Source organism: Paenarthrobacter sp. 10L412 (assembly GCF_056395565.1).
In genome coordinates, this window is sequence record NZ_JBFTJT010000003.1 from 254,122 (window position 1) to 266,976 (window position 12,855).

Here is a 12,855-nt window from a genome sequence, read left to right on the forward strand (position 1 = left end):
GGCTGACTCAGTCTCCCGCCGAACCACTCACGCGCAGGGCGTTGATGATCGCCGGAATGGACGAAATCAGCATGATCAGCGCCCACACGAGGGCAACCACCACAGTGATCAACGCCCAGAACTGATCTCCAATGGACACCAGCGGTCCGGGCAGGAAGCCGTGGATCAGCCCCAGGATCATCTGAAGCAGCACGGACACCACCAGCAGCACCACCAGCACCGTGACTTTGAGGAACTTCGGCTGGCTGAGAATCAGCAACACCGCGAACACGATTTTCAGCACCAGCAGCAAACCCAGGATTGCCGCTGCCTGCCCTTTCGGAAAGCTCCCCCACAGCGTCAGGTACGCAATGGTTCCAAACGGGGTGGCCACGAACAACCCGATCATCAGGAACAACTTCGCCAAGGCCAACATTGCGGTGAGGAACGCCGCGATAACCCACAGCAACGTCACGATGAACGTCGTGAGGCCCTGGATCCGGCCATAGGTTCGCAGGTCGATGATCAGGCTAAGCCCCAGCATCACCACCGTGAACAGCAGCAAGCCATCCAGGAATGCGAGGAATCCAATGCCCGCGCCTGGCGGTTCGGCATCGGCCCGCTGGGTCTTGAGGAAGACATCCAGCGGTACGCCCAGGTTGTTGGCATCGCTTGCGGAGACGGGGTCGACGGCGGTCTGCCCCAGCAGGAGCGACATACCCACCTCGGCCAGGACTACCAGGGCAAAGACAACGACGGCCGCAATGAAGAAGGGACGGCGCAGGGCACCCGGGTCAGGCCCGCTGCGGAACCCCTCACGAATTGACCACGCTGCGGCCATGGCTCAATTGTGGCACCGGGGGTTTCAAATACAAGCGCCCCACCAACAATGCCGCAGCACCCAGAACGGCCGGGACCAGCAGCGCCCAGCCGCTGAAGAGCAAGACCACGAGCATCACGACGGCGGCCACGATCACGCCGTACCAGGCCGCGGTTCCGCGGTGCAACAGGAGTACGCCCGCCGCCAATCCAAAGGCGGTCACAGCCGTGAAGCAGGCCGAGGCGGCGCCGATCTGGAATTCCATGCTGAGGAAACCCAGAGCTGCGAGGGCAAAGGAAAGCGACGTCATGACAGCGAGTGCCGCCAGGCTCACGGAAGGTACCTCCCCGGCGCCCACGCCACGCGCCAAAGGCCGCGGCAGCACGCCGTCGGACGCCAACCTGGCACCCAGCTTGCTGGCCCCGGCCACGAACGTATTCAGTGGCCCAAACGTCAACACTGCTGCCGCCACAGCCGTCACCGGAGCGGCCGCCGGGCCCAGTCCTTTCGCGAGCAGTTCGGCCACCGGGACGCTGCTGCCCGCGAGTCCGGGACCGAGGACGGCGACGCACGCCGCCACCAAGCCGATGTAGACAACACCCACAACCACGAGCGTCAGCCAAGTTGCCCGCTTGAGGTCGCGTTCGGGGTGGCGGAACTCGCCAGCCAGATGCGTCACTGCCTCCCAACCGGCGAAACAGAAGAAGAGCAGGCTCGCTGCACCGCCCACTGCCCAGTAGCCGTTCGGGGCCAAGGGAACGAAGTTTTCTGCCTTGGCGTAGGGCGCCGCAACGGCTACGGCGAGCGCAAGCAACGCCACGAGTAGGACCATGAGGAGGAGTTGGAGTTTGCTCGAGACGCGGATCCCCACCGCGTTGCTCAGGAAACCTGCCGCCAGGATCAGCCCCGCTGCGATCAGGGCCGTTTCCCGCCCACCGCCCATGGCATGCGCGATGTACTCCCCGCCGATCACTGCGGTGGCGGGCGCCCCGAACGGGATGGCGAAGTAGAAGAGATAGCCGGCCACAACTGAGGCTCGCTGCCCGAAAGCGCGGGTCACGAACGTGGCGATCCCGCCGGCGTCGGGCTGTTGCCTCGACATTTCAGCAAAACTGAACGCCACGGGGGTGCAGAAGACCAACAGCAACGCCCACGCTAATAACGACGCCGGTCCAGCAACTTGGGCGGCGATGGCCGGCAGAACCAGCACACCCGAGCCCAAAATGGCACCTACATAAATGCCGGTCGCCCTGAACAAGCCAAGGCCTGCATTACCCGAATTACTGACAGCTCTACTCACCCTTCTACTGAACAGTGTTCGGAACAGATGCAACAAGCGGGAAAACTGCCTGCTCGGGGCAATATCCTGCCGAATTCCTGTTGGGCTCGTGCTTCCTGACCTTCTTTGGACTTTGGGCGGGCGCTGTGCAGCCCAAAAGGGCTGATTAACACCCTGGCGGACGCCAAAGAGTGTCAGGAAGCAGCGGCCACTTGTACCCGACGCCGCAGCCGGGCCACCAAGGTAGCGGCGAGTAGCGCCGTCGTGATTTCCAGTCCGATCACCAGCAGGAGTCCGACAGGGCCGGATGAAAAAACAGCGCCGGTGGTATCTGCAACGCTCGACGCCCGCCCCCCACCATGCGCGTGTCCGGCACCTCCCGCTCCCAGCAGCAGGACGGAATGAAGGGCAATCATTGCCACAGCGGAAACCGTCACTTGGTGAAGAGCCCTGACGCGGCTGTGGCGCCAGATGTGAAAGGTGCACGGGACGCAGATCGCCGCCACCGCAATCATGAGGACGCCGAGCCACGCGCCGTGGTGTCCCCAGGCCGCGACCCAAAGGTGGACCAGGCACGAAACAGCCGTGAGGACTGCGCAGATCCGGGGATGGAGGACGGGCCCGGTTGACCGGACCCGTCCCGTCATCGTGGTCATTTCCAGGTACCGCTTAGTGGCAATGCCCATGATCTGAGCCGGACACATCGCCGTGTTGATCCGCAGCGGCGGTGGCAGAGCTGTGGCAGCTCGAGCCTGATGAGTTGGCGGGCACATCCAGCACAGGGCTGCGATCGAAGAAGCCTTCGGGGCGCAGCTTGAAGCCAACCGTGTCCACGGGCATGATGGGCCAGTCCTCCACGCGGGGGAAGTGTGTGAGGCCGAAGGTGTGCCAAAGAACGATGTCCTGGCCGTCGATGTCCCGGTCCTGGGCCACGTAGGCGGGCAAGCCAGCTCCGCCGGAGTGCTGGTTCACGAAGTCACCAGTGGGGTACCGTTCCTCGTCGGAGTATCGCGTAACCCAGAGGTCCTTTGTGGCGAATGCGGCGCGCTTTGCTATGGAGGAACCTGGATCGGCCAGCAGCGTGGGCTGGTTTTCGGCGTGGAGCTTGTAGCCAACCGGCTCGCCCAAACGGTTTCGGGACTCGGGGTTGGAGATGATCCACGTCCTGCCAGCGCGTGCATCGGCCTCACGGACGCCATCAGACTCTTTTGTCAGGACTGTGCGTTTGCGGGAGAACGCGTTGCCGCGCTCATTCCCCGCACCCATGGCTTGACGGACAACGTCCTCTTCCTCCACCCGGTTGGTGAATCCGTCAACGGCCATGTCCAGGCGCGCGCTGAAGAGGTGCTGGTGGAACGGCGCGCCGAGTCCTGGAGCCAACTGCGAGATGTTGTCCGAGCCGCCCTCGGGGAAGGCGCTGGTGAACACGATGCCGGTGGCCTTGGCTTCGAACTCGATGGTTCCGTCGAGGTAGAGGTACCAGTAGAAGCCGTAGTCGTAGTTGCCGATGGTGGTGAAGAAGGAGATCACCATGCGACGGTTGCGGCGGGTGTAGTTGATCCCGGTCCAGAGGTCCGAGTGCTTGGAGAGGATGCCCCAGTCTTCCTCGTGCATGCAGATGCCATTGCGGATTTCCCGGGGGTTGCCGAAGGCGTCGCTGATGACAGGGCTGAGGTAGGTGATGTCACCCAAGCAGTCGCAACCAAGTTCCAGGGAGTTGGCGTACTGGCCCACGAGGTATTCGCCGGTGTCGAAGTAGTTCTGCCAGGACCTAATGGGCGAGGGATCGCCGTAGGGCACCACCATCTCGGCGATGGACGCCCGATTGATGATGGGCCTAAGGCGGTCTCCGTCCTTGAAGGAAAGGTTATGGAGGACAACTCCTTCGCGCACATCGAAGCCGACGTCCACGCTCCACTTTTCCCACTCCACATGATTGCCGCCGGTAACGGTGAAGCTCGGGCCTTCGGGTTGGGTAATGCTGATGGGCTTTTGGGTGGTCCGGAGCGGGCCTGTGAGTTGGGGATCGGTGTAGTTTCCGTGCTCTTCCGGAATCGGCATGACACCGAGATCAATGACCTGGGTGACTTCCTTGTTGACCACATCCACATACGCCACCAGCCCATCCACAGGGTGCGCCCAAGCGCTGTCCTCCGGGAAATCCTGCACGAATGCCAGACCACGGAGGATGCGGCGGCCCCTCTCGTCGTCGTACTCAAACACGCCTGCGGACAGCGGAGCGACCCGTACCTTGGCCACCTCCAGGTCCCGCGCTGCCAGGGCGGCGAGCCACCGTTCATCCGCGGCAAGCAGCGTCTCAACAACCTCGAACTCTTCCTCCAGCACGGGAAGTTCCCCGGAGACTTTGGTGTCCAGTTCTGTTGCGGACAGGATCTGGCCGTGGGTCACGGACACCAGGACGTCGGTAGGAGCCCCGCCGGAGATGTCGTGGATGAACACACGGAAGCGGCGGTCTTCTTGTGCTTGCCCGCGGGACGGATCCACAAGGCCCAGGTAGGCGATCCGCTGCTCGTGGCCAAGATGTCCGGCAGCCTGAAGGAGGCGCTGCACCTCGGAGATTTCAGCGCCTGTGGCCAGTCGATACTGGGTTTCCTCAACGGCTGCGTCAGTTGCTGTCTGGGTTGCTGTGGGCGTCATGGCTGCCTCTTGTCCGGGACCTGTGATGGGTCAGGATTTATTTTCTATAGGTGTAGAGAATAACTGACGTGTTAGCTCAGTCACAAGGCCTGGTCCACATATTGTTTCTAAGAAACTGCAGCACTCCCCGCCGTTGCCGACGAGACCAGATCACTCATTTCCAGTGCCCGCCCGGCTTGAAGTGCCTCTGCCCATTCATCCGTGGAGGCAACAGCGGCCCAGTTGGAGTTCAACAGCGCCATAAGCGTGGTGTGCACGGTCCTAGCGTCCGCCGCCCCTGCATCGTTGACGAGGTTGATGGCGCCAGTGGCATCTGAGAGGACTTCAGTGGTGAAGCCAAGGAACTCCGCTTCAACGGCCGAGGCAAGGATGCAGTTGTTCGTCATGTAACCCACCAAGGTGACGGTATCGACGTCGTGCTCCCCCAGCCAGCCAGCGAGGTCCGTGCCAGCGTAAACAGAGCCGTACTGCTTGATGACCTCTTTCCATGAAGCTGTCCTGCGCGCTTCGACATCGGGGTGGAGATCAAATTCCGGCGTTCCGGGGGCGAAGACCGGCGCGCTTTCTCCTTCGCTGTGCTGTATCGCCGCGATGGGGATCCCTGCGGCGGCCGCTGCATCGATGGCCTTCACGATCATCGGAAGTGATTCCTGATGCTTCGGGTATTGGATCTCAAGGGGTCCGCTGAAGTACTGCTGCTGGACATCGACAAGGACAAGGGCGCGGCGGGGTGTGCTCATACTTTTCTCCCAAATAGCGGCTGGTTGCTCGCCAATTGGCGGCTCTTCCATCATTGGCGTCCCAGCCAGTAACCACCAGTGGCACAAATGCCCATCTACGATGGAATCAGGCCAAAAACATAGAGGAGGGCTGCGTGCGGATCGCTGTCTACGCGTTCGATGACGTCACGATGTTTCATCTGGCGGTTCCGCAGATGGTTTTCGACGAGGTCACACGGCAAGGCCTGGCTGAATGGAACACGGTGCTCTTCTCGGACGAGGCGGGCCATATTCGAACCACCGAGGGTTATCAATTAGGGGAAATCCATGGCCCGGATGCCGCAGAGCAGGCAGACGTTGTGGTGGTGCCGTCGTGGTTCGCGGACGGACGCGAAACCAGCGAGACTCTACGCAAGATCCTTCAACAGGCTCACGGGCGCGGCGTAACTATCCTGGGGCTTTGCCTTGGCACTATCCCCGTCGCCGATGCCGGCCTCCTGAGCGGACGTTCTGCCGTCACACATTGGCAGGCCTTCGACGCCCTGGCCAACCGGCACCCCGATGTATTCCTCGATCAAAGAGTGCTCTACATCGATCACGGAGACGTGCTGACTTCCGCGGGGACAGCATCCGGACTGGATGCTTGCCTGCACCTGGTTCGAGCCCGTCTGGGAGCGGAGGCAGCGAACCGCATCGCACGCAGCCTGGTCATCGCCCCACACCGTGAGGGCGGACAGGCGCAGTACATTGAGCACCCCCTTCCACCACGCTCCTCGGATGATCCGATGGCGCGCCTGCTGGAGTGGGCCTTGGGCCGGCTGGGCGAGGACCTCAGCATCGATCGCCTCGCGGCCCAGGCCCACATGAGTCGCCGAACATTCGTCCGCATTTTCCGTGCCTCAACAGGGACGACACCTTCGGCATGGATACGCACACGACGACTCGATGCTGCCCGGCGACTACTGGAAACCACAGACTTGTCGGTAGATCAGATTGCTGCTGACTGCGGATTTGGCAGCCCCGTGACGCTCCGGCAGAACTTCGCAAGCGCGTTTGCCATCACACCCACGGAATACAGGCGCACCTTTGACGCTCAGTCAGCGCCCGCCTGAAACGTAAGATGAGACCCAAGACCTGTCTGCCATATATTTCTCCGGGAGCCCCGTAAAGTGCCAAAGATTGTGGACCACGATCAACGACGCCTCGAACTGGTGGACGCAACCTGGCGGATCATTGCAAGGCTGGGCATTGAAGGCGCCACTATGCGCGAAATTGCCGAGGAAGCCGGCTTTGCCAATGGCGCCCTCAAGCCCTACTTTCCCACGAAGGATCTGCTGCTGACGTCAGCTTTCGGGCACGTTTTCAACCGCACCAACCAGCGCATCGCCGCCGTGACCTCGGGCTTGGCCGGCATCGCCGCCCTGCGCGCCTTCTGCGCCGAAGTCCTGCCGCTGGACGAGGAACGGGTCAACGAAGCCCGCATCGTGATCCCGTTCTGGCAGAAGGCACTCAACGACGCCGAGATGGCAGCCCTGCACAGCGAGTCCATGAACCAGTGGCACAACACCATCACCGCACATGCGGCGGCAGCCCGCGCGGCCGGCGAGATTGCCGCCCCCGTTGGCGACGCCGCCGTCGCCGATCATCTGCTCAACATGATGCTGGGCGCCCAGATCGTGGCAGCACTGTCCCCCGCAGAGCACTTTGCCCAGGATCTTGAAGGGCAACTGGACAACTATCTGAGGTTGCTGGCTGCCTAACTGCTGGGCGGGCTAACTGCTGGCGCCGGACGCCACCACGCCGACGCCCAGTCCGGCGATAACCCCGCTGCTGACACGCTCGACGGCGGTACTCACCTTGGGGCGCTTGAGCCACCGCATCGCCCTGAACGCCACTACTGCGATCATCGAGAGGTAGGCAAAGGCAATGACGGCAACCACGATGCCCAGGATGAGTGATGTGCCCATAGTGTCGCCGCCATGCGGGATGAACTGTGGGACCACGGCCAGGTAGAACAGGCCTACCTTCGGGTTGAGCAGGGTGGAGAGCGCTCCTGCGCCCAGCGCCGCAAGCCGGCTGTACGGGAGAGGTGTCTCCGAGCCTGCTCCGGCGACTCCGGCCTTGGCTGCTTTCCGGGACTTGATGAACGAAGAAACGCCGAGGTACAGCAAGTACAAGCCGCCCGCGATCTTCAGCCACCGGAAGAGTTCGGCCGATTGTTCCAACAGCGCGGCCAATCCAATACCCACCAAGGCAGCCCACACAATCGCGGCACCTGCCGATCCAGCCGCCGCAGCGATCCCGGCGCTTGGCCGGTTCAGGGCAATGCGCAGGACCAGGAACGTATCCGGGCCCGGGGTCACGGAGAGGACCAGGCAGAGACCGGCGAAGGCGGCGAGGGATGCAAGAGTCACCCGCCGAATTATCCGGTACGAAAGGGGCCGAGGGAAAGCGTTCGCTTCCCGTCAAGGGCTGTTCGTGCATAGACAAGGCGACTCCGCGTGACGCCAACCACACTGGAATCATCGCCGCGTGCCTCAACGGCCGCCAAGACTTACTACCCGAGCGGAGTACCAATGGAGACTTACGACGCCCTGCTGGCCTCGATCACCCCGGCCCCTGGCCAGAACAGCCGCACGATTCTTGACCCTGCAACGGGTGAGGCTGTCGGTGAAGCCCCCGTCCACACCGTTGAAGATCTTGACGCCGCTGTTGCAGCTGCCGCAGCTGCACAGCCGGCCTGGGCTGCCTTGGGCCACGACGCGCGGTCCGCTGCACTCATGAAGGCCGCCGACGCCGTCGAACGCTCTGCTGAAGAGCTCGCCCAATTGCTCTCCCGCGAGCAGGGCAAGCCGCTCAATGGCCCGAACGCCCGCTTCGAAGTCGGCGCTTGCGCAGCATGGCTCCGGGCAACTGCCGCCACGCCACTGGACCCTGAAACCGTGGTGGACGACGGCGAAACCCGCGCCGAACTGCACTACCGGCCCATCGGCGTCGTGGGTGCCATCGGCCCCTGGAACTGGCCCATGATGATCACCGTCTGGCAGATCGCGCCGGCCCTGCGCATGGGCAACGCGGTGGTGGTCAAGCCCTCCGAATACACTCCGCTGTCCGTGCTGGCGTTGGCCGCAATCATCAATCAGGAACTGCCCGAGGGTTTGCTGTCCGTGGTGTCCGGTGGCCGCGACGTCGGCGAGGCCCTGGCAGCGCACGAGGCAATCGGCAAGGTCATGTTCACCGGTTCCACTGCCACAGGCAAGGCGATCATCCGCTCGTCGGCTGATACGGTCAAGCGCCTCACGCTGGAACTTGGCGGCAACGACGCCGGCATCGTCCTCCCCGATGCCGACCCCAAAGCCATCGCTGAGGGCCTTTTCTGGGGTGCGTTCATCAACACCGGCCAGACCTGCGCCGCGCTGAAGCGCCTCTACGTCCACGACTCGCTGTACGAGGCAGTGTGCACTGAACTCGCCGCCGTTGCTGCTGCGATGCCGATGGGCAATGGCCTGGACGAGAACAACGTCCTTGGCCCGCTGCAGAACCGTCAGCAGTACGACATCGTGGCCCGCCTGGTGGAGGCTGCCCGCGCATCCGGCGCCCGCATCCTGCTCGGTGGCAACCCCGACGCCGATCAGCCCGGCAACTTCTACCCCACCACGCTGGTAGCCGACATCGACAACGACAACCCGCTGGTGGCCGAGGAACAGTTCGGCCCTGCCCTGCCGATCATCCGGTACAGCACCGTTGACGAGGCAGTCGCCAAAGCAAACGCGCTCGACGTCGGACTCGGCGCCTCAGTCTGGTCCTCGGACTTGGCTGCCGCCCGCGAGGTCGCCTCCCGCATCCAAGCCGGAACCGTGTGGATCAACAAGCACGGCGCAGTGGACCCTCGCATCCCGTTCGGCGGTGCAAAGCAGTCCGGCTATGGCTTGGAGTTCGGCGCGGAAGGCCTCAAGGCGCTGGGTGTTCCGCAGATCATCAACGGCTAGGTTCCGGCCCCTGGCCCAACTGGGGGACAGATAACGTCGCTCTGAACCGTCATAGCGCCGTTATCTGTCCCCTAGTTGGGTTTGAGGGTGCTCCGCGTGAAAGCATGAGCACCATGGCCCAGAAGATTGCGTATCAAGGTGAACCGGGAGCCAATTCGGATCTCGCGTGCAAGGAAATGTTCCCCGAACTCGAAAGCGTGCCGTGTGCCAGCTTTGAGGACGCGTTTGAACTGGTTTCCACGGGCGAAGTCGAGCTGGCGATGATCCCGATTGAGAACTCCATCGCCGGACGCGTGGCTGACATTCACGTGCTGCTCCCGCAGTCCAAGCTGCAAATCGTGGGCGAGTATTTCCTGCCAATCCGGTTCGACCTCTTGGGCATTCCAGGCAGCACGATTGAAGGCGCAACCGAGGTTCACAGCCATATCCATGCTTTGGGGCAGTGCCGCAAGATCATCCGTGAAGCAGGCCTCAAGCCAGTTATCGCCGGAGACACGGCGGGATCAGCCAGGGAAGTGCGCGACTGGAACGATCCCCGCAAGCTTTCCCTCGCTCCTCCATTGGCCGCAGGCTTGTACGGTCTGGATGTCCTGGCCTCCGGCGTCGAGGATGACCCCACCAACACCACTCGCTTTGTGGTTCTGGCGCGGGAACGCGAAATCCCTACCAAAGAGGAGCTCCCGGGTCCCGCGATCACGAGCTTCGTGTTCCGTGTGCGCAACGTCCCCTCAGCGCTCTACAAAGCGTTGGGCGGTTTTGCGACCAACGGCCTGAACATGACCAGGCTTGAGAGCTACATGGTGGGCAACGAGTTCGCGGCCACCATGTTCATCTCCGACGTCGAAGGGCATCCTGGGGACGCACGTCTCCGCCGGGCGCTGGAGGAGCTGGAATTCTTCACCACGGAAGTGCGGATTCTGGGCGTCTACGCCGCCGACGGTTATCGCGAACGGAACACCGTCAACGCCTAGCTGCTAATTCCCGGAGCGGCCGTGCGCGAGTCCAGTCGGGAAGCCGAGGAAAGCTGGTTCGGGCAAAGCACAGCAGCCCGACTCCGCTTCTTCGTTGATGGCCTCGATCGGAACATCGCAGCTGGTTCCGGCGTCCGTGGAGCAGACTCCGGTTTCCGGCAATTCCAGATGCACCAAGTCCGCTGCTTGGTGGTCACCAGCCAGTGCAGCAGCGACGGAACGGACCTGCTCATAGCCCGTGGCCAGCAGGAAGGTCGGGGCACGGCCATAGGACTTCATGCCTACGATGTAGAAGTCTTTTTCCGGATGTGCCAACACCCTGGCACCGTGTGGAGGGACAGTGCCGCAGGAGTGGAATTCGGGGTCAATCAGTGGGCCGAGTTCAGTGGGTGCTTCAACGGCAGGATCGAGGTTGAGGCGGAGTTCGCGCAGGATCTCCAGATCCGGGCGGAAGCCGGTGCAGGGAACGATGACATCGACATCCAGCGTGCGTCCGTCAACGGATTCAACGCTCACTCCGGAATCGAGCGTTTTCAGGCCAACTATGCCGAAACGTGTGTGCAGTTGGATGTTGCCGGTTTGGACGAGCCTGCGGAGCCTCGCGCCGAGCTGGCCCCGGGCGGGCAGTCCATCGGCGTCTCCGCCACCGTACACCTTCTCTGCGGAGCCGCTTCGCACGGCCCACAGGATCCGGGTGTTGGGTTCGTCCTTGGCGAGGTCGGCCACATTGATCAGGGTGTTCGCAGCCGAGTGTCCAGCGCCCACGACGAGGACGCGACGGCCGGCAAAGCTGGTCCGGTCCCGCCCCGTGACGTCAGGAAGGGGCGAGGATATGCGGTCCGCCGCCGTGTCTTCGCCAATGGCGGGCAGACCTGAGGTGCCCAGTGGGTTACGGGTTGACCACGTTCCGGAGGCGTCGATGACGGCAGCCACTACGTGATCGCGCGTTTCGCCGTCTGCGTGCTCCACCCTCACCAGGAAAGGAGTGGTGTCCCGGTCACGGACGTGGGTCTTATCCAGTCCTACGCGGGTAACTGCGATAACGCGGGCGCCAGTCTGCAACCGAGACGCCATGACGGGCATAGCTGCCAGCGGGGTGAGGTAGTTGTCGATGAGTTCCCGGCCATAAGGCAGTGCCGTGGGGCGGGGAGATTCCCAGCCTGATTGTTCCAAGAGGCGGACGGCGGCGGCATCGATGTTGAACCGCCAAGGCGAGAAGAGCCGGATGTGGCGCCATTGTTCGATGGCGGCACCTGCAGCAGGTCCAGCTTCAAAGATGACTGGCTCGAGGCCACGTTCGAGCAAGTGCGCTGCTGCGGCCAAACCGACCGGGCCGGCACCGATCACCGCGACGGGAAGCTTCTTCGCTGGCTCCATGGTGTCCTCTTTCATCGTTGAAGATCCTCAGGCGCTTAAAGATCCTCAGGCGTGGGTGGGTTCTTCCACCAGTGCCGTAGCTATGCTGTCTGCGTCCTCAAGTGCCGCCAGAAATCGTTCAGCATCCAGCGCTGCAGCACACCCCGTTCCGGCGGCGGTGATCGCCTGGCGGTACCGGTGATCCACTGCATCCCCGCATGCGAAGACCCCGGAGAGATTGGTGCAGGTGGTGGGCGAATCGACTTTGATGTAACCCTCGGCGTCGAGGTCTACCTGCCCGGCGACAAGTTCGGTGCGGGGCAAATGACCGATGGCAACGAAGATCCCTGTGGCAGCCTGTTCCCGGGTTTCTCCAGTGCGGGTATCAGTGAGAGTCACTCCGGTGACTTTGGTGTCGCCGTGGATCTTGGTGACGGCGGAGTTCCAGGCGAAGCTGATCTTGGGATTGTCCTTGGCGCGCTGGGCCATGATGCGCGAAGCACGAAGTTCGTCCTTCCGGACCACGACAGTGACGGACTTGCCGAAACGTGTCAGGAACGTGGCTTCTTCCATGGCAGAGTCTCCACCGCCGACCACGATGATGTCCTGCTCCCGGAAGAAGAAACCGTCGCACGTGGCGCACCAGGATACGCCGTGCCCGCTGAGCTTTTTCTCCTCCGGCAGTCCGAGTTCTTTGTAGGCCGAGCCAGTAGCGAGGATGACAGCGGGCGCTTCGTGCGTCTCCCCCGCGCCGGTGACCACCCGCTTGAGGTGATGTTTCAGATCGACTTCTGTGACGTCGTCGAACACGATGCGGGCGCCGAACTTCTCGGCCTGCTCCTGGAGTCCGTCCATCAACTCGGGACCCTGGATACCGGCGGGGAAGCCGGGGAAGTTTTCGACCTCGGTGGTATTCATCAAAGCGCCACCCGCAGTGACCGAACCGGCCAGGACGAGCGGTTTGAGCCCTGCCCGGGCGGCGTAGATGGCCGCGGTGTAGCCAGCCGGACCCGAGCCGATGATGATCAGTTGTTCGGCGCTGATGTCATTACTCACGAGAATCTCTCCTATGGGGGAAGCCGGA

12 protein-coding genes are annotated in these 12,855 nt (G+C 62.8%); 4 read left to right on the top strand and 8 right to left on the bottom strand.

The window, feature by feature from the left end; translation table 11 throughout:
* Positions 1-7: 7 nt before the first annotated feature.
* From AC1DD7_RS04510 to AC1DD7_RS04530, 5 genes are all read right to left on the bottom strand, one after another.
* Entirely contained in the window at positions 8-820 is an 813-nt protein-coding gene (locus AC1DD7_RS04510) for a hypothetical protein (RefSeq protein ID WP_477513987.1), read from the bottom strand.
* Positions 795-2,099, bottom strand: a complete 1,305-nt coding sequence (locus tag AC1DD7_RS04515; RefSeq protein WP_477513988.1) for an APC family permease — start codon at positions 2,097-2,099, stop codon at positions 795-797. Before AC1DD7_RS04515 ends, AC1DD7_RS04510 begins: the two co-directional genes overlap by 26 nt.
* 173 nt (positions 2,100-2,272) lie before the next feature.
* Positions 2,273-2,734, bottom strand: a complete 462-nt coding sequence (locus AC1DD7_RS04520) for a hypothetical protein (RefSeq protein ID WP_477514081.1) — start codon at positions 2,732-2,734, stop codon at positions 2,273-2,275.
* A 13-nt stretch (positions 2,735-2,747) separates the two neighbouring features.
* Positions 2,748-4,736, bottom strand: coding sequence for a primary-amine oxidase (locus AC1DD7_RS04525; RefSeq protein WP_477513989.1), 1,989 nt, complete (start codon positions 4,734-4,736; stop codon positions 2,748-2,750).
* Positions 4,737-4,843: 107 nt separating this feature from the next.
* On the bottom strand, positions 4,844-5,476 hold the full coding sequence (locus AC1DD7_RS04530) for an isochorismatase family protein (RefSeq protein WP_477513990.1): 633 nt from the start codon (positions 5,474-5,476) through the stop codon (positions 4,844-4,846).
* A 134-nt stretch (positions 5,477-5,610) separates the two neighbouring features.
* Here AC1DD7_RS04530 and AC1DD7_RS04535 point away from each other — a divergent pair, with 134 nt between their 5' ends.
* Positions 5,611-6,567, top strand: coding sequence for a GlxA family transcriptional regulator (locus AC1DD7_RS04535; protein WP_477513991.1), 957 nt, complete (start codon positions 5,611-5,613; stop codon positions 6,565-6,567).
* A gap of 57 nt (positions 6,568-6,624) precedes the next feature.
* Positions 6,625-7,215 (top strand): TetR/AcrR family transcriptional regulator, encoded by a 591-nt coding sequence (locus tag AC1DD7_RS04540; protein ID WP_477513992.1) that lies wholly within the window; start codon positions 6,625-6,627, stop codon positions 7,213-7,215.
* Between the two features lie 12 nt (positions 7,216-7,227).
* Here the strand turns inward: AC1DD7_RS04540 and AC1DD7_RS04545 are convergent, their stop codons facing one another.
* Positions 7,228-7,869, bottom strand: a complete 642-nt coding sequence (locus AC1DD7_RS04545) for a LysE family translocator (RefSeq protein WP_431116842.1) — start codon at positions 7,867-7,869, stop codon at positions 7,228-7,230.
* Between the two features lie 162 nt (positions 7,870-8,031).
* Here AC1DD7_RS04545 and AC1DD7_RS04550 point away from each other — a divergent pair, with 162 nt between their 5' ends.
* Together AC1DD7_RS04550 and AC1DD7_RS04555 are read left to right on the top strand one after the other, a co-directional pair.
* Positions 8,032-9,444 carry an aldehyde dehydrogenase family protein gene (locus tag AC1DD7_RS04550; RefSeq protein ID WP_477514082.1) on the top strand — a complete coding sequence of 471 codons (1,413 nt, stop codon included), beginning with the start codon at positions 8,032-8,034 and terminating at the stop codon, positions 9,442-9,444.
* 113 nt (positions 9,445-9,557) lie between these two features.
* Positions 9,558-10,415 carry a prephenate dehydratase gene (locus AC1DD7_RS04555; protein ID WP_477513993.1) on the top strand — a complete coding sequence of 286 codons (858 nt, stop codon included), beginning with the start codon at positions 9,558-9,560 and terminating at the stop codon, positions 10,413-10,415.
* A gap of 3 nt (positions 10,416-10,418) precedes the next feature.
* On the opposite strand, the gene AC1DD7_RS04560 is transcribed toward AC1DD7_RS04555, so the two are convergent.
* Positions 10,419-11,792 (bottom strand): FAD-dependent oxidoreductase, encoded by a 1,374-nt coding sequence (locus tag AC1DD7_RS04560; RefSeq protein WP_477514083.1) that lies wholly within the window; start codon positions 11,790-11,792, stop codon positions 10,419-10,421.
* 45 nt (positions 11,793-11,837) lie between these two features.
* Positions 11,838-12,815, bottom strand: a complete 978-nt coding sequence (trxB, locus tag AC1DD7_RS04565; protein WP_477514084.1) for a thioredoxin-disulfide reductase — start codon at positions 12,813-12,815, stop codon at positions 11,838-11,840.
* Between the last annotated feature and the right edge of the window lie 40 nt (positions 12,816-12,855).